13 protein-coding genes and 1 pseudogene are annotated in these 17,245 nt (G+C 32.6%); 12 read left to right on the forward strand and 2 right to left on the reverse strand.

Annotated features, from left to right (window positions below; genetic code table 11):
- A pseudogene (locus ACFX5F_RS10780) lies at positions 1-100 on the forward strand (IS982 family transposase); the annotation flags it as partial.
- A 238-nt stretch (positions 101-338) separates the two neighbouring features.
- A complete protein-coding gene (gene lipB / locus ACFX5F_RS10785) occupies positions 339-1,070 on the forward strand; it encodes a lipoyl(octanoyl) transferase LipB (RefSeq protein ID WP_379852051.1) in 732 nt (243 codons plus the stop codon).
- Here the strand turns inward: lipB and rnhB are convergent.
- A complete protein-coding gene (rnhB, locus tag ACFX5F_RS10790; RefSeq protein ID WP_379852052.1) occupies positions 1,067-1,726 on the reverse strand; it encodes a ribonuclease HII in 660 nt (219 codons plus the stop codon). The genes lipB and rnhB overlap by 4 nt on opposite strands.
- A gap of 161 nt (positions 1,727-1,887) precedes the next feature.
- Between rnhB and ACFX5F_RS10795 the strand changes: the two genes are divergently transcribed.
- The 7 genes from ACFX5F_RS10795 to ACFX5F_RS10825 all read left to right on the forward strand — a co-directional run bounded on the left by ACFX5F_RS10795 (position 1,888) and on the right by ACFX5F_RS10825 (position 12,706).
- The gene (locus tag ACFX5F_RS10795; RefSeq protein WP_379852053.1) at positions 1,888-4,956 is read left to right on the forward strand and encodes a SusC/RagA family TonB-linked outer membrane protein; all 3,069 of its coding nucleotides are present in this window, start codon (positions 1,888-1,890) and stop codon (positions 4,954-4,956) included.
- A gap of 17 nt (positions 4,957-4,973) precedes the next feature.
- On the forward strand, positions 4,974-6,503 hold the full coding sequence (locus ACFX5F_RS10800) for a RagB/SusD family nutrient uptake outer membrane protein (protein WP_379852054.1): 1,530 nt from the start codon (positions 4,974-4,976) through the stop codon (positions 6,501-6,503).
- A gap of 277 nt (positions 6,504-6,780) precedes the next feature.
- The gene (locus ACFX5F_RS10805; RefSeq protein ID WP_379852055.1) at positions 6,781-8,739 is read left to right on the forward strand and encodes a putative porin; all 1,959 of its coding nucleotides are present in this window, start codon (positions 6,781-6,783) and stop codon (positions 8,737-8,739) included.
- Between the two features lie 220 nt (positions 8,740-8,959).
- On the forward strand, positions 8,960-10,321 hold the full coding sequence (locus tag ACFX5F_RS10810; protein WP_379852056.1) for a pyridoxal-phosphate dependent enzyme: 1,362 nt from the start codon (positions 8,960-8,962) through the stop codon (positions 10,319-10,321).
- 205 nt (positions 10,322-10,526) lie between these two features.
- Positions 10,527-11,009, forward strand: coding sequence for a 3'-5' exonuclease (locus ACFX5F_RS10815; protein WP_379852057.1), 483 nt, complete (start codon positions 10,527-10,529; stop codon positions 11,007-11,009).
- A 134-nt stretch (positions 11,010-11,143) separates the two neighbouring features.
- Positions 11,144-12,418 carry a DUF2851 family protein gene (locus ACFX5F_RS10820; protein WP_379852058.1) on the forward strand — a complete coding sequence of 425 codons (1,275 nt, stop codon included), beginning with the start codon at positions 11,144-11,146 and terminating at the stop codon, positions 12,416-12,418.
- Between the two features lie 60 nt (positions 12,419-12,478).
- Positions 12,479-12,706, forward strand: a complete 228-nt coding sequence (locus tag ACFX5F_RS10825; RefSeq protein WP_073203519.1) for a PspC family transcriptional regulator — start codon at positions 12,479-12,481, stop codon at positions 12,704-12,706.
- 76 nt (positions 12,707-12,782) lie between these two features.
- Here the strand turns inward: ACFX5F_RS10825 and ACFX5F_RS10830 are convergent, their stop codons facing one another.
- A complete protein-coding gene (locus ACFX5F_RS10830; RefSeq protein ID WP_379852059.1) occupies positions 12,783-14,261 on the reverse strand; it encodes an amino acid permease in 1,479 nt (492 codons plus the stop codon).
- Positions 14,262-14,549: 288 nt separating this feature from the next.
- Here ACFX5F_RS10830 and ACFX5F_RS10835 point away from each other — a divergent pair, with 288 nt between their 5' ends.
- The 3 genes from ACFX5F_RS10835 to rpsU all read left to right on the forward strand — a co-directional run bounded on the left by ACFX5F_RS10835 (position 14,550) and on the right by rpsU (position 17,237).
- Positions 14,550-15,434, forward strand: coding sequence for a ComEA family DNA-binding protein (locus tag ACFX5F_RS10835; RefSeq protein ID WP_379852060.1), 885 nt, complete (start codon positions 14,550-14,552; stop codon positions 15,432-15,434).
- Positions 15,435-15,632: 198 nt separating this feature from the next.
- The gene (locus ACFX5F_RS10840; RefSeq protein WP_379852061.1) at positions 15,633-16,802 is read left to right on the forward strand and encodes an acyl-CoA dehydrogenase family protein; all 1,170 of its coding nucleotides are present in this window, start codon (positions 15,633-15,635) and stop codon (positions 16,800-16,802) included.
- 240 nt (positions 16,803-17,042) lie between these two features.
- Complete coding sequence (rpsU, locus tag ACFX5F_RS10845; RefSeq protein WP_035670421.1) at positions 17,043-17,237, forward strand: 30S ribosomal protein S21; 195 nt, start codon at positions 17,043-17,045, stop codon at positions 17,235-17,237.
- The last annotated feature ends 8 nt before the right edge of the window (positions 17,238-17,245 follow it).

Genomic DNA, 17,245 nt, shown 5'->3' on the forward strand with positions numbered 1-17,245 from the left:
AAGAATTTTAGCAAAAATAACAGCATTAACATTGGTTCAATATATCAATAAATTTATCTTTGATAGACCAATAAATAATATCAAAAATCAAATCATTTAATTACACCCAACGGGTAAATTATTTAGTTATTTATTGTATTAATGACAAACTAGAAAGTAAGTATTTACAGCTTTTTGCTCGATTCCATAGGGGAATAAATGGATATTAATAATTCTAAAAAATAGATTATTAATATCCATTTATTGTTCTTGTCATGTAAATTGTGGTCTAATTTTCAAAATTCATATTTTAAACCTTTGTACCTTTGCTCCTCAAAACCTTTGGAATTTCAAAAAAAATGAACAAAATCATCCGACTCAAAGATTTAGGAACGAAAGATTATAAAGAAACTTGGGAATATCAAGAAGAATTGTTTAAAGAAGTCGTTGACTTAAAAATTAAAAATAGGAGAGAAGAAACTAATTTGGAAACTCCCAATTACTTTCTTTTTGTGGAGCACCCTCATGTTTATACTCTAGGGAAAAGTGGTGATTTAAGTAATTTATTGTTATCAGAAAAACAGCTCGAATCAAAAGGAGCTACTTTTTATAAAATCAACCGTGGTGGTGATATTACGTATCACGGACCGGGACAAATTGTGGGCTATCCAATTATTGACTTAGAAAATTTCTTTGCTGATATTCATAAATACTTGCGTTTTCTGGAAGAAGCCGTTATTCTTACCCTTCAAGAGTATGGAATTGTTTGCGGAAGAAGCGAAGGGGAAACCGGAGTCTGGTTGGGTGAAGGAACTCCATTTGCCAGAAAAATTTGTGCCATGGGCGTACGTGCTTCCCGCTGGGTAACCATGCACGGATTTGCACTTAACGTAAATGCTGATTTGGGTTATTTTGACAATATTATACCGTGTGGGATTCGCGGTAAAGCGGTGACATCGTTAAATGTCGAGCTTGGAGTCGAAAAAGTAGATGAAGAAGAAGTCAAAGAAAAAATTCTGAAACATTTCTCAAAACTTTTTGAAGCGACTTTTGAGAAATCTGAAATTGTTAATCAGCAGTCAAAAATCTAAATTTCTAATTTTAACTGTTCCGGTAATAATCGAAATGTCATTCGATGGTATTTTGTTGTGCCGTATTTCCGTATTGCTTGCCGATGTTCTTTGGTGGGATAGCCTTTATTTTGTTTCCAATTATACATCGGGAATTCCTCATGAATGCGATCCATATAATCATCACGATACGTTTTTGCCAAAACTGAGGCAGCAGCAATACTCATATATTTAGAATCTCCCTTTACTATACTTGTATTTGGAATCGAATTTAAAATTTCGAGTTCAGCGTTAGTAAAAATTTTTCCTCCACGGTTTTTTATTCCTTTTTTATGGATAAATGGCGCATTTCCATCTACTATTATATATTCCGGTTTTGGATCGAGTTTTAGAATGCTTTCTTGCATGGCTTTTATAGACGCATTCAGAATATTGATTTCGTCAATTACTCCAGGTTCAAGGTGTGTTACTGCAAACGCAATGGCATGTTGCTCGATAATGGGTCTTAATTTTTTTCTGATTTTTTCTGATAATTGCTTGCTGTCATTCAGAATTACATTCTCAAAATCGCATGGCAACATTACCGCTGCTGCAGTAACTGGACCGGCTAGACAGCCACGGCCAGCTTCGTCAGTTCCTGATTCAAGTATAAATTTTGAAAAATTGCTTTCGAGCATTATTTTTTTGACAAATATAGAGAGAAAAGACTTTTTCCTTTAGCTTAATTGTTTAACATAACCATTAACAAATGTTAAAATTATATTTTTTCTTGTTAATTTTAGGTTAATTAAATTTTTATTGTCAGTTTTGCAAGATAACTAATTCAAAATAATTTAAAATGAGATTAAAATTCAAATGGATTTTTTCGTTAGTATTGGCATTGTCAATGCAATTTATGTTTGCCCAAGAAAAAACAATCACTGGTGTTGTTTCAGATGGTAATGGAACATTACCAGGAGCAAACGTTTTGATTAAAGGTACTAAATCAGGTGTTCAAACTGATTTAAACGGTAAGTATTCCATAAAAGCTAATACTGGAGATGTTTTAGTATTTTCTTTTGTAGGAATGTCACAAACTACCAGAGTTGTAGGTTCTAATACAACAGTGAGTGTTAAATTGCAAGATGAAGCAAAGGCTTTGGAAACAGTTGTAATTCAAGGGTACAGAACTGTTAGTAAGAAAACAGCCGTTACAGCTGCAGCAACCGTCAACAGTAAAACAATTGAAAACCGACCAAATGCAAACGTTTTGAATACTATTCAAGGTCAGTTGGCGGGTGTAAACATTACTGCAAGTACTGGTCAGCCAGGAGCTAAATCAGCTATTGTCATTAGAGGAGTTGGAACCGTAAATGGTAATACAGACCCTTTATATGTTATTGATGGTTTTCCTTCAAACAGTGATAGCTTTAGATCAATTAACCCTAATGATATCGCTAGTCTAGATGTTTTGAAGGATGCTGCGGCACTTTCTGAATATGGATCTAGGGGATCGAATGGTGTAATTGTTATTAGAACTAGAAAAGGAAGTTACAGTGAACCAAAAACTACTTTTAGATATTCATCATCTTTTGGGGTTAGCGAATTGCAAAAACCTAAATATAGTTACGCTAATGCAAAACAATTATTAAAAATTGAGCAAAATTATGGTGCTGGTTTAGGATCTACTCTAACAGATGCTCAAATTGCAGCATACGGGGTAAATACAAACTGGGTTGATTATTTTTTCAATCAAGGAACATCTACAAGCCATAATATTAGTATTCAAAACAATAATAAAAGTATAAATTCTTATACATCTGCTAGTTTTTATGATCAGCAAGGAGTTCTTGAATCTACTAATTTGAAGAGATTTACGGTTAGAAACAACTTAAACGGAAAATCGGATAACGAAAAATTCAAATATTCAATAAATACCGCTTTTGGTCACTCAAAAAATAATGAGGCAACTAACTTAGGTACTGGAGCGATTAATAGAAATTATGTTACAGGTGCTTACCTAGGTGCTCCTTATGTTTCTCCAAGTCAATATCAAAATTCTGCGCAATTATTTGCTTTGTATAATGCAGATGGTACATTGTTGTACACTCCTTTGATGTTAGTTGATAAGTTGAAAAAATATGAAAATTTAACTGAAGAGACTAGAATAGATGTAGCTACTGAATTATCTTATGAGTTCGCAAAAGGTTTCACAGGAAGAGTGCGTACTTCAGGACAATTGTTGTCTACTAGATTTCACCAAGCTGAATTTCCAGGTTCATTCAATGCATTGTTATTTTTACAGCCGGGTCAACTGTTTGGAGGTTTTGAAGATATTAATCAAAGAAGAGAGTTTTTATTCAATAACCTTTTTCAATTAGAATACAATAAGACTTTCGGAAAACATACTTTTAATTTATCAGCAGCTTCTGAATACAATCACTCAAGATTGAATGTAAATAATCTTAGACAAAGAGGTTTAGATCCTAAAACTTTTGTACCTAACAGCGGCTCAGGATACATAGGGGATACTTCTGCAAATGATTTCTATGTACCACAAATTTCAGCACAACAGTTGAGAAATGATTTAATCGGTTATTTTACTTCCTTTGATTATGATTTTAACAGAAAATACGGAGTTGTAGCTTCATTTAGAAGAGACGGTTCAAGTAGATTTGTTGGAGCCAACCAATTCGGTGATTTTTGGTCTGTTGGTGGAAGATGGAATTTAGAAGAAGAAGGGTTTATTAAATCAGTAGATTTTATAAATGTTTTAAAACTTAGAGGTTCTATAGGAACTGTAGGTAACCAAAGGATTGTTGATGGTAATATTTATCAAGGTATTAACCCACCAGCATTTACAGATATTTACTCTAGTTCAAACAATGCTTATAATAATGGAACTGGTTATAATATTGCTTTTGGTTATCCTAATTTAAAATGGGAAACAACTGAACAATATAATATTGGTTTAGACTTTGAGTTATATAAAGGCAGAATTAGAGGGTCTTTTGATCATTATAATAAGAAAACAATTGATTTATTCTTGCAAGAGCCTATAGTTCCTGGAGTAGGATTTCCAGGAAATGCTGCACTTCCTGCAAATGTAATTCTAAAAAATTCGGATGCTACTGTTACAAACAAAGGATTTGAATTGAGTTTAGGTGTTGATGTTATAAAAAATCAAGATGTTACTTTAACATTACGTGCTAACGGTTCTGTAAATGATAACAAAGTGGATGGTATTAAAGCTAATAATGGTAGAATTTTAAAGGATACAGAACCTGTTTATATTACACAAAATGGTGGAAGTATTAATGAACCTTTTGTCTATCATTATATTGGTGTAAACCCTGTAAACGGTAATTTATTGTTTGAAGATATTAACGGAAACCCTACAGAAGCTCCTAAAGCCTCGGATAGAAAAGCATTTGGTAAAAACAATGTTCCTAAATATCAAGGTGGTTTTGGTTTTGATTTTGACTATAAAGGATTCTTTTTATCGTCAACGTTTACATTTGCACAAGATGTTTGGAGATTTGATAGTGATTTAGAGAATTTATACAGCACAGATAATATTGGTACTTTTAACGTAACAGATGATTTAGCAAATGCTTGGACTGCTACTAATACTGCCTCTAACATACCTTCATTAAAAGCTGCTAATGCAACAGCTGACAATAGTTCTGATCGTTTTTTGAGAGATGCGTCGTATGTTAGATTAAGAAATGCTCAGATTGGTTATCGAGTTCCTAGAGCTTTTCTAGAAAGAACTTTCTTAACTGATCTTTCTTTTACTTTGCAAGGTGAGAACTTACTTAATATCACAAAATGGAAAGGTTTTGATCCTGAAAGCTCAAGAGTTAATGATTTGTATCAATATCCAACGGCAAAACAATTTACTTTTGGCGTAGACTTGAAATTTTAATTTATAATTTTATAAAAATGAAAAAAATATTTATATTATTTATATTTACAGGTGCATTTTTTGTTTCTTGTAATAATGATTTGCTAGAGCCTTTTACTCCGGGTTCTCTAACTGAAGATGTAGCAATTACGGCTTCATCCGATTTACAAAGAGTAATGAATTCTACTTATGGGTTGCTAGCAAACCGAGAAGACATCATTTTCAGTTCTGTTTTTACAGATGAAGTTGGTATTGGTTTTGCAAATGGTGGTCAGGGAATTAGTGATAATTATGTTTTCTTTTTAAACACTTCCTCGGCTTCACCAACTGCAATATGGAATTCTTCTTATTATGCTTTGTCAAGAGCTAATCGTGTTATCGCTTTTTCTGATAAAGTAACTCCAGTTAGCCCGGCAGATGCTGCTTTAATCTCTAGATTGAAAGCAGAAGCATTAGTTGTTAGAGCATTATGTCATATTAAATTGCTTTCTTATTTTTCTCCAGATCCTAAAAGCAATGATGCTTTAGCAGCGATATTAGCTGATAAGATAATTTTATCTACAGATGCGGGTTTACCAAGAAGTAAAAATGGAGAGTTTTATACTTCTATTCACTCTGATTTAGATGCTGCATTAGTTATATTTAATTCTTTAACTACTTCACCATATACAGGTGCAGCTGTTACTTTATATCCTAATAAAAATTTAGCAAAAGCATTAAAAGCTAGAGCTTATGCTTTAAAAGGGGATTATGTAAATGCTGAGACTTGGGCTAATGACGTAATTACTACTTCTGGAATTGTTTTGGCAAATGATACTAACTATAACAGTATTTTTCACACGGATAGTGAACCAGCTAACACTGAAGTAATTTTTAGATTAAAAAGAACAATCCAGCAGTCTACTCAGGCTACAAATTTAGGGAATGGTTATGCGTCTGTTACCACTACAATCACAGGTTCTCCATTTTTTGAGATTGGAAGATCTTTGTACAATATTTTAGATGCTAATCCTACTGATGTAAGAAGGTCTGCTATTGTTCACCCTTCATCGATTGCGGATCCTAATTATGCTACTTCAGCTGATTACAGAAATACTGATAAATTGATTATTGGTAAACACCGTGGTTCTGGATCTGTTGGTAATTTAAATAGTGATTTTAAAATCGTAAGATTATCTGAGATGTATTTTATTAAAGCTGAGGCTAGAGTAGCTGCAGGTGATTTACCTGGTGCTGCAATCGCTATCAAGGCTATTTTGGATAAAAGATTTCCTGTAGCTCAAGCATTACCTGTTTATACTTCTGCAACTAATGCATGGAAAGCTATATTAAACCAAAGAAGGTTAGAGTTTGCATTTGAAGGTTATAGATTTATTGACTTAAAAAGACTTGGTGTTTTAGCCGGTGCAGGAATTGATAGAAATCCTGCTGATTATTCTTCAAGTTCTGCTAATTATCCTGCTGCAAATCCTACAAATTTACCTTTAACTAGTACTAAATTTGCATTGCCAGTACCTCAAGATGAATTGAATGCTAATCCTGGAATTCAACAGAATCCTGGATATTAATTATTTTATCTTTAATTATTTAAACCGGCACTAAGTGCCGGTTTTTTTTGTTTTAAACCATAAAATAAATACATATATTAGGAAATGTTTTCTTTAGATTTTAGTTATGCTCCTTAGCAATTTGCAATCTAAAGTCATTTTAATTTATTTTGATGTAAGTATTAATTTATAGATTTGGAAAAAGCTTCTTTCAACTGTTTTTTGTTTATATGTTTTTTAATTTACCTTTGCTGTGTTAAGACAGTAAAGAACAATTGCCTAATTATACAATCTACTAATGAGAATACTCTTTTTTTTTATTTTTTTATCATTCTCCAGCTTGCTCTTTTCTCAAGAAAAAAATAGTGGGAATTTAGACTCCGAGAGCAAATACAACAGTTCGGACTCTATAAAAAAAGCTAAACAACCCGTTGCAAAGATAGATCAGTACCGCGTTATTTCTATAGATCGAGATACCACTTATATTGATACTTCGTTGAGCATTCAAAGGGAATACAGTCATAATTATTTAAGAAAAGATACTTTTGGACTTTTAGCTTTTGCTAATGATGGACAGACTTATAATACGCTGCAATACAATTTAACTGATTTTTCCCCTTTCCCAGAATTTGGATTCAAAGCAAAACATTTTAATTTTCTGGAAGCAAATCAGATTAGATACAGCTCTGTGGCAACTCCTGCTACGGAACTATATTTTAAAACTACCATAAAAAAAGGCCAGTCAGTAGATTCATTTATTACTTTAAATACTTCTGAAAATCTTAATTTTTCTATTGCTTATAAAGGATTGCGTTCTGAAGGACAGTATATAAATCAATTGTCAAGTACAGGAAATTTTAGATTCACGGTAAGTTACAACACTAAAAATAAAAGGTATTATTCCAATGCGCATTATACCTATCAAGATATTTTAAATCATGAAAATGGAGGAATCTCAACAGATAGTTATTTTGAAAGCAAAGATCCAAAGTTTATTAACAGACAAAGATTAGAAGTGTTCTTGAATGATGCTAAATCATTTCTAAAAGGGAAAAGAGTGTTTTTAGATCACAGTTTTAGAATTAATGCTACAAAAGGAGCTAATAATTTATATGTAAGCCATCAATTTAATTACGAAAATAAGTTTTTCGAATACAATCAAGCCACAGTTCCATCTGCTGTAGGAGGAACCATAGTTTACCGTTTTGGGGAATCTTTTAAAAACAGTGATATAAATGATCAAACCCATTACAATAAAATGTATAATAAAATGGGACTAATTTACGAAAACACAACTTTAGGGAAATTCCAATTTTTCGCAGATGATTTTAGATCGAATTATTACTACAATCAGATTTTGATTTTTGATGGTAAAACGGTGCCAAGTTCTTTAAGCCAAAATATAAATAATATTGGGGGGCAATATGAGTATCAAAAAAATAAGTGGAATGGAAAATTTTTATATTCAAGATCCGTTACCAATCAATCGTTGTCAAATTTAGATGCTAAATTGAAATACGATTACAATGACGAAACGGAATTGACATTTCAATATCAAAACATAAACAAGTTGCCAAATAATAATTATGATTTGTACCAAAGCAGTTACGTTCAATACAACTGGTCGAATGATTTCAAGAATGAAAAAATAAATTCTGTATCTGCCAATGCAATTACGCCGTGGGTTAATGCTTCGCTGCAATATTCGATATTGAACGATCATCTTTATTTTGCTGATGTTTCAACGGATGCTCAAATACTGGTGCGCACGCAAATCGTTGCACCAACACAATACGACAAGACCATAAATTATTTATCCATTAAAGCGAACAAAGAATTTAAATTTGGAAGTTTTGCGTTAGATAATACGATTTTATATCAAAAAGTGGGTCAGCAAGATAATATCTTAAACGTACCTGAAATTGTAACCAGAAATACCTTTTACTACTCGGGTTATTTTTTCAAAAAGAATGCATTGTTCTTGCAAACCGGTATTTCCCTGAATTATTTCACTAAATACTTTGGAAATGAATACAATCCGGTAATTGGTGAGTTTTTTGTTCAAAACAAAAAAGAAATTGGGAACTATCCCAACCTTGATTTTTTCATAAACGCAAAAATTCAAAGAACCAGAATTTATTTGAAAGCAGAACATTTCAATTCTTCTTTGACAGGAAATAACTTTTATTCTTCACCTAATAACCCGTACCGTGATTTTACAATCCGTTTTGGATTAGTTTGGAATTTCTTCAATTAATTTTTTGGAGCGAATGATTCGGCATTTTAATGGTGATCGTTCCTGCTGGTAGTTTATCCAGAGCTAAGCCGAAGGGCGTATCTCTTCACTCCGTTACGAGGATGCCTCCCGACGCTTCGGGACCATCAGCGCTAAAAAGTAAAGAAATTGCTAATTGCCAAACATTTTTTTAATTCTATCTTTGTATCGTAAACAGATTTCGGTAAACTTATAAACTCAAATGAAATATTCAGAAAATATATTAGGAACAATAGGCAACACGCCATTAGTAAAACTTAATAAAGTTGTTGCTGGTGTTGATGCATTAGTACTCGCTAAAGTCGAGACTTTCAATCCTGGAAATTCTGTAAAAGACAGAATGGCTGTAAAAATGATTGAAGATGCCGAAGCTGACGGGAGATTAAAACCAGGAGGAACTATTATTGAAGGAACTTCAGGAAATACGGGAATGGGATTAGCATTAGTGGCTATTATAAAAGGATACAAATTGATTTGTGTAATCTCAGATAAGCAATCCAAAGAGAAAATGGATATTCTTCGTGCTGTAGGCGCAAAAGTGGTGGTTTGTCCTACTGACGTTGAACCAACGGATCCACGTTCTTATTATTCAGTTTCTAAAAGACTGGCGGAAGAAACACCTAATTCTTGGTATGTAAATCAATACGATAATCCATCCAATTCCCTAGCGCATTATGAACAAACGGGACCGGAAATTTGGGAACAAACGGGTGGTAAAATTACACATTTTGTTTCTGGTGTTGGAACAGGAGGGACGATTTCCGGAGTTGGAAAATATTTGAAAGAGAAAAACCCAAATATTAAAATCTGGGGAATTGATACCTACGGTTCAGTATTTAAAAAATATCATGAAACAGGAATTTTCGACGAAAATGAAATCTATTCATATATAACAGAGGGAATTGGTGAAGATATTTTACCACTGAATGTTGACTTCTCTTTGATTGATGGCTTTACAAAAGTAACGGATAAAGATGCAGCGGTTTATACCCGTAAAATAGCTCTCGAAGAAGGAATTTTTGTTGGGAATTCAGCTGGTGCGGCAATAAAAGGATTGTTACAGCTGAAAGAGCATTTCAAACCAGAAGATGTCGTTGTGGTTCTTTTCCATGATTCAGGAAGCCGTTATGTGGGTAAAATGTTCAATGACGATTGGATGCGTGAAAGAGGTTTTCTTGAAGAAGAAATTACAAAGGCCGAGGACGTAATCAAAGATCATATCGACAAACCATTAGTAATCGTTCGTACGGAAGAATTAGTATCTCATGCTATTGAACGTATGCGTAAATATAAAATCTCTCAAATTCCAGTGATTGATATTACCGGATTTGTTGGTTCTGTGGATGAGAGTGATTTATTTCAAAGTTATGTAGATGACAAAAATTCAGCCGAAAGACCTATTAGAGAAATCATGGGAAAACCCTACCCAATTGTAAAATTAGGTACGCCAATCGAAGAAGTTTCTAAGCTATTCAGCAAAGAAAACGAAGCTGTTTTAATTGATTTAGGCAACGGAAGACACCACATTATCACCAAATATGATATTATTGGTTCGATAAAATAAGGTCTTAAAAAGAATTTTTATATTATTCTCCTGCAAGGCCTTTTTAGTCTTGCAGGTTTTTTGTTTTAGGGCGAAAAGAGGCCGTGACTGAAAATATGCAAGAAGAAATAAAAAAGAAATTTGTTGAATCCTTTCAACTTATATAAATGATTGTATTTTTGTAAATCTGAAATCAAAAATCGTTAATCCTAAATCTAAAATCAAATTGACCTTTACCGCTATAGATTTTGAAACTGCAACCGCATTCCATCCCTGCTCTGTAGGTATTGTTACCGTAGAAAATGGTATTATTGTAGATGAGTTTGTCAGTTTAATTAAACCACCAAATAATCTATATTCTCCTTTTACCATTCAGGTTCATGGGATATATCCGCGAGATACTATTAATGCAAAATCATTTGCGCAAGTATTTCCAGAAATACAAAGACGGCTGCAAAATAGAGTTATTGTTGCTCATAACGAGAGTTTTGACAGAAATGTTTTGGCTAAATCGATGGCGCTCTATGGTTTGAATTATGATGATTTGAATATCGCAGCCCGTTGGGAATGCACGGTGAAAATCTATAAAGCCAAAGGATTAAAACCAACTAAATTAAGTGATTGCTGTAGAGAAATGAAAATTCAACTTAATCATCACGAGGCTTTATCCGATGCTCGGGCTTGTGCCAAATTGTATTTATTGCGGTAGTTGTTATTGCGAGGAACGAAGCAATCCTAATTAGGGGTATTAACTTGAATATTGTTTTTGTTTTGTAAGTTAAGTTGTTGGTTTTTTCATTACTTTAGTCTTTCATTTTTAAGTTATTATCTAAAAATCGTAAGATGAAAGAAGATTTTCTCCATTACCTCTGGAAGTTCAAGAAGTTTGATGCCTTAAATTTGAAAACTTCTAATGAGGAGGAAATCACAATCATCAATGTTGGGCAATATTTAGAATTAGCGGGTCCTGATTTTTTCAATGCGCAAATTACAATTGGACAGCAAAAATGGGCTGGAAATGTGGAAATCCATCTTAAATCTTCAGATTGGTATGTACATCATCATGAGAGGGATTCAGCTTATGAAAACGTAATTCTTCACGTAGTTTGGGAACACGATGCTGAAATTTTCAGGAGGAATAACTCCGAAATCCCAGTTTTAGAGCTCAAACAATATGTTGAAAAAGAAACTATTGACAACTACCAATCCCTTGTCTCTCCAAAATCTTGGATTTTTTGCGAAAAACAATTGGTAGATATTGATGAATTTACTTTAAAAAACTGGCAGGAACGATTGTTTTTTGAACGTTTAGAAAGAAAGTCCCAACCAATATTCGACTTATTGGAGCGAACCAATCAAGATTGGGAATCTGTTTTGTTTTGCCTTTTAGTTAAGAATTTTGGTTTGAATACCAATGGAGAAATTTTTTTAAAAATAGCACTATCTATTCCTTTTTCCATCATAAGAAAAGAAAGTTTTGAAATAGAAAATCTTGAAGCCTTACTTTTTGGAACTGCCGGATTATTGGATTCAGAAAAAGAAGATAATTATTTTAAAGATTTGAAATTCAGGTATTTTTATTTGTTGCATAAATATCAATTGGAGAAAAATGCTATAGAACCAGTTCAGTTTTTTAAGCATCGTCCTGATAATTTCCCAACAATTAGATTATCACAATTAGCTAATTTATATCACAGTCAGCAAAATTTATTTTCGAAAATAAATACATTGAGTTCGTTAAAGGACATTTATGAAGTGTTTCAGGTATCTGCTTCAGACTATTGGTTAAATCATTACCATTTTGATAAGGAAAGCCCGAAGAAAAAGAAATTACTTTCTAAATCTTTTATTGATTTGATTATTATAAATACGATAATTCCGCTACAGTTTGCTTATGCAAAAAGTCAAGGAAAGGAAATTTCTGAGGATTTAATAAGTCTTTTAAATGAAGTAGCTCCGGAGAAAAATGCCATTGTTGATAAATTTAGCTTTTTTGGAATAAAAGCAAAAAGTGCTTTTGAGACGCAATCTTTGTTGCAACTTAAAAATGAGTATTGCAATAAAAGTAAATGTTTAGAATGTGCTGTTGGGATTGAATTATTGAAAAAAAATAATTAGTAATTAGAAAATCGTGAATAGGATAATTTTGTAATTTTGTCTTAATTCTTAATTCATAAAATGTCTGCAATTATTAAGCTTAAATTCTTTTTTGAAAAACATGGATTTCATGTTTCTTCGCGTTTAGCTGACACATTAGGAATGCGTGCCAGTAGCGTAAGATTGTTTTTTATATACTTATCCTTTGTTACTGTAGGATTGTGGTTTGCGGTTTATTTGACGTTGGCCTTTTGGATTCGTCTGAAAGATTTAATTCGGGCTAAACGCACTTCGGTTTTTGATTTGTAAATGAAACTCAGATGTATAAAAAAAGGGACTATAAAGTTGAATACTTTATAGTCCCTTTTTAGTTTATAGAATAAAATTATTCTTTTGGATTGTTTAACACGCTATTTTTCTTTCCGTATACAAAATAGATTATAACACCTATTGCCATCCATGCAAAAAGTCTTAACCAGTTCGTCCAGCCTAAACCAGCCATCATTAACACACAAGTGATAACCCCTAAAATAGGAACTAAAGGTACAAATGGAGTTTTGAATTCTCTTACCATATTTGGTTCTTTCTTTCTAAGAATAATAACAGAAACACACACAAGTGAAAAGGCAAATAATGTTCCTATACTTGTCATGTCTCCTACGATATCTCCAGGAATAAAAGCAGCAAATAAACCAACAATTACTAAAATTGCAATATTTGCTTTGTATGGAGTTTTGTATTTTGGGTGCAAATCACTAAACACTTTAGGCAATAAACCATCTTTACCCATCGCATAAAATACTCTTGATTGTCCTAGTAGCATAACTAAAATCACAGAAGAAAACCCTGCTAAAATTGCCACAGTCACTAATTGACCTAACCAAGCATATCCAATCATATATTTATTAATTGCAAATGCTACAGAAGCTTCTTTTCCTCCAGTTCTGAAATCTTCAATTGTTGCAACACCAGTTAATACGTGAGCAAAAAGAATGTATAATACAGTACAAATCGCTAGAGATCCTAGAATACCTATTGGCATATTTCTTTTTGGATTTATTGTTTCTTGTGCAGCTGTACTTACTGCATCAAATCCAATAAAAGCAAAGAAAACGGTTCCAGCTGCTCCAATTATTCCCCAAAATCCTCCAAATTTATGATCGATTCCATGTTCATCTGTGAAAATTGAACTTGCTGGAATGTAAGGAGTGTGATTTGCTGGATTTACAAAATGCCATCCTATAATAATAATCATTATTACAATAGCAACTTTTACGATTACAATGATTCCATTTACAAAAGCGGATTCTTGTATTCCTTTTATTAGTAATAAACTAATAACACTAACGATAAATAAAGCAGGGATGTTGATCATTCCGTGTTCTCCAGTTACTGCATCAGTCTGAAATGGTGAATGCGATAATGAATAAGGAATTGGACTCATATGGAGCACATTGACCAGTAAATTGTTTAAGTATTCGCTCCACGCGATTCCTACCGTGGCAGCTCCTACTGCATATTCAAGAATTAAATCCCAACCAATGATCCAGGCTAAAAATTCACCCATAGTTGCGTAGGTGTAGGTGTAGGCGCTACCAGAAATTGGTATTGAAGAAGAAAGTTCTGCGTAACACAATCCCGCTAATGCGCATCCAATTGCAGCAACAACAAAAGCTATTGTTACAGATGGTCCTGCATTTTGTGAAGCAGCCATTGCTGTTCTTACAAACAATCCTGCGCCTATGATGGCACCAATTCCTAATGCGATTAGAGTCCAAGCGGTTAATGTTCTTTTTAATCCCTTTTCAGAATCGGCTGCTTCTGCTAAAAGCTGAGCCAATGGTTTTCTTTTCCAAATAGACATGTTTTATGGTTTTTTTGTTATTAAGCACCAAATGTATTGTTTTTTATAAAAAATAAAAATAATAATTAGGATTTAAGTCATAAAATTATAATTCAGCAATGTTTTATAGGCTTTGGTCTTTTAGTAAGATGCCTTTTTTTAGAATAAACTAACTGTTAAATGCATTTGGTTTTCATATCTGTCATTTTTGTCTTTCGAATATTTTTTAAAGAAGCTGGAATGTAGTAAAATATTTCTTATTTTTAGATTTTAGAAAAAAATGAGATAACACTAATATAGTCACAAAGTATGAGTTTTAAAATAATAAGTGGATACTTTATTTTTTCACGAGAACAGCGTAAAGGCGTTTTTGTGTTGTGTGGAATCATTATAGTTTTACAGATTCTCTATTTTTTTGTAAATTTTAGCGCTTTGGCAAAAGAGTTTCCAGAAAAACAGAAGTGGCTTTCGCTGCAATCTCAAATAGATTCTATGAAAATGGAAAAAAAAGAGTCACCCAAAATTTATCTTTTCAATCCTAATTTTATTACGGACTACAAAGGCTATAAGTTAGGAATGTCTGTTCAAGAGATTGACCGTCTGTTGGCTTTTAGAAAAGAGAATAAATACGTTAATTCAGCTAAGGAATTCCAAAACGTAACTCAGGTTTCGGATTCGTTATTAAATTCAATAGCGCACCTTTTTAAATTTCCGGATTGGGTAAATAATAAGAAACAGTTTAAATCTTATAAGAGATATTCAAATGAGGCTTTCGCCGAAAAAGAGAAAATAGTTTTTATCGATATCAATAAAGCCACAAAAGAAGATTTGATAAAAATTTATGGCATAGGCGAAGCAATTTCCCTTCGGATTTTAAAACAAAAGGAAAATCTTGGAGGATTTGTTTCTATGGAGCAGATGAAAGATGTTTGGGGATTATCGCCAGAAGTTATTGAGAATTTAAGTGCTCATTTTAAGGTGTTGGTGCTGCCAAATTTTAAAAAGATAGATATTAATAACGCTTCATTAAAAGAGCTTTCTCAATTTTCTTATTTCAGGTACCCATTGGCAAAAGAAATTGTAACCTACAGAAGCATGAATGGAGATATTAAAAACATTGAGGATTTAACAAAAATTAAGGGGTTTCCTGTTGATAAAGTAAAAATAATAGAACTATATTTGGTTTTTAATTAAAAGTGCATAAATAAGTGGTTTGTTTGTTTTTTGATTGGCTACAAAAGTGTCTTTTTGCTACTGATTTTAGTTTTTCTAATAAGTAGTAGTCGTATTGACTGAAAGCACTAAAATTTGGAACAAAAAAACCTGTTTTTTGACTTTAATTAAAAAAATAGATTACTACAACTTATTAAAATAAAAAAAAATATTATTTATATGGATTCAACATTTTTTACGGAAGAACATCAATTATTTAGAAAGAGTTTAAAAGATTTTTTACAGAAAGAAGTTGTGCCACATATTGAGAAATGGGAAAAATCGGGTACAATTGAGCGTTTTATATGGAAAAAGTTTGGAGAAATGGGTTTTTTCGGAATACGTTATCCGGAGGTTTATGGTGGATTGAATTTAGATTTATTTTACACCGTAATTTTTTTAGAAGAACTTCAAAAAATAAAATCTTCTGGTTTTGCCGCCGCTATGTGGGCGCATTCTTATTTAGCAATGACGCATTTGAATGCGGAAGGTGATGAGCGAATTAAACAAGACTATTTAGTACCAAGTATTTCTGGTGATAAAATAGGAGCATTGTGTATTACAGAACCTTTTGGAGGTAGTGATGTTGCGGGTATGCGTACTACTGCTGTGAGAAAAGGAGATAAATATGTTATTAATGGTTCTAAAACATTTATAACTAACGGTGTTTATGGGGATTATTATGTAGTTGCTGCAAAAACGAGTCCGGAGCTTGGAAACAAAGGTATTAGCATGTTTGTGATGGATAGTAACCTTAAAGGGATTTCTACTGTAAAACTGGATAAATTAGGTTGGAGAGCTTCAGATACTGCTGAAATTGCATTTGATAATGTCGAAATTCCCGTTGAAAACTTAATGGGCGAAGAAGGTAAAGGGTTCCCTTATATTATGCAGCATTTTGCTTTAGAGCGATTGATTATGGCAATAAATGCGCACGCTAGAGCTGAGTATGCAATTGAGTATACAATAGAATACATGTCACAACGAGAAGCATTTGGCAGAACAATAGATAAGTTTCAAGCGTTAAGGCATACATTAGTAGAGCATGCGACAGATGTTGAGCATTGTAAAGTGTTTAATTATGCTGCGGTAGCCCGATTAGATAAAGGAGAATATGTGGTCAAGGAGGCTACAATGGCCAAATTAAAATCTACAAAAGTGGCTGATGAAACAATTTATAGTTGCTTGCAAATGTTAGGCGGTTATGGCTATATGGAAGATTATCCGTTAGCACGTTTATTTAGAGATAGTCGTTTGGGACCAATTGGAGGTGGAACTTCAGAAATCCTTAAGGAGATTTTATCGAAAATGATAATTGATAAACAAAATTATAAGCCAGCTGTAGAATAATAACTTTTTTGAATATAAAGAATAGAATATAGAGCCAAGAAGCAAGAAATTGTAACTTGGCTTTTTTCGCTATTAAAACAGTCAAAAAATACGTCTTTGAATTATAGATTAATTTATTTAGTCTGACAATTTAAAGATCTGATTGTCTCGAAATTTAATTAAAAAATAAATCTATATTCATAACTCATAATTCAAAAGTTTGATTACTTTTGCAACCTAAAGAAAGGGGGTGTCTATATTATGTTAATTATACCAATTAAAGACGGAGAAAATATCGATAGAGCGTTAAAACGTTACAAAAGAAAATTTGATAAAACAGGAACTGTTCGTCAACTAAGAGCACGTACTGCTTTTATTAAGCCTTCAGTAACGAATAGAATCAAAATTCAAAAAGCGGCTTATATCCAAAATATGAGAGATAACTTAGAGAGTTAGTCAATATC

The sequence above is a fragment of the Flavobacterium zhoui genome (assembly GCF_042787235.1).
Taxonomy (GTDB): domain Bacteria; phylum Bacteroidota; class Bacteroidia; order Flavobacteriales; family Flavobacteriaceae; genus Flavobacterium; species Flavobacterium zhoui.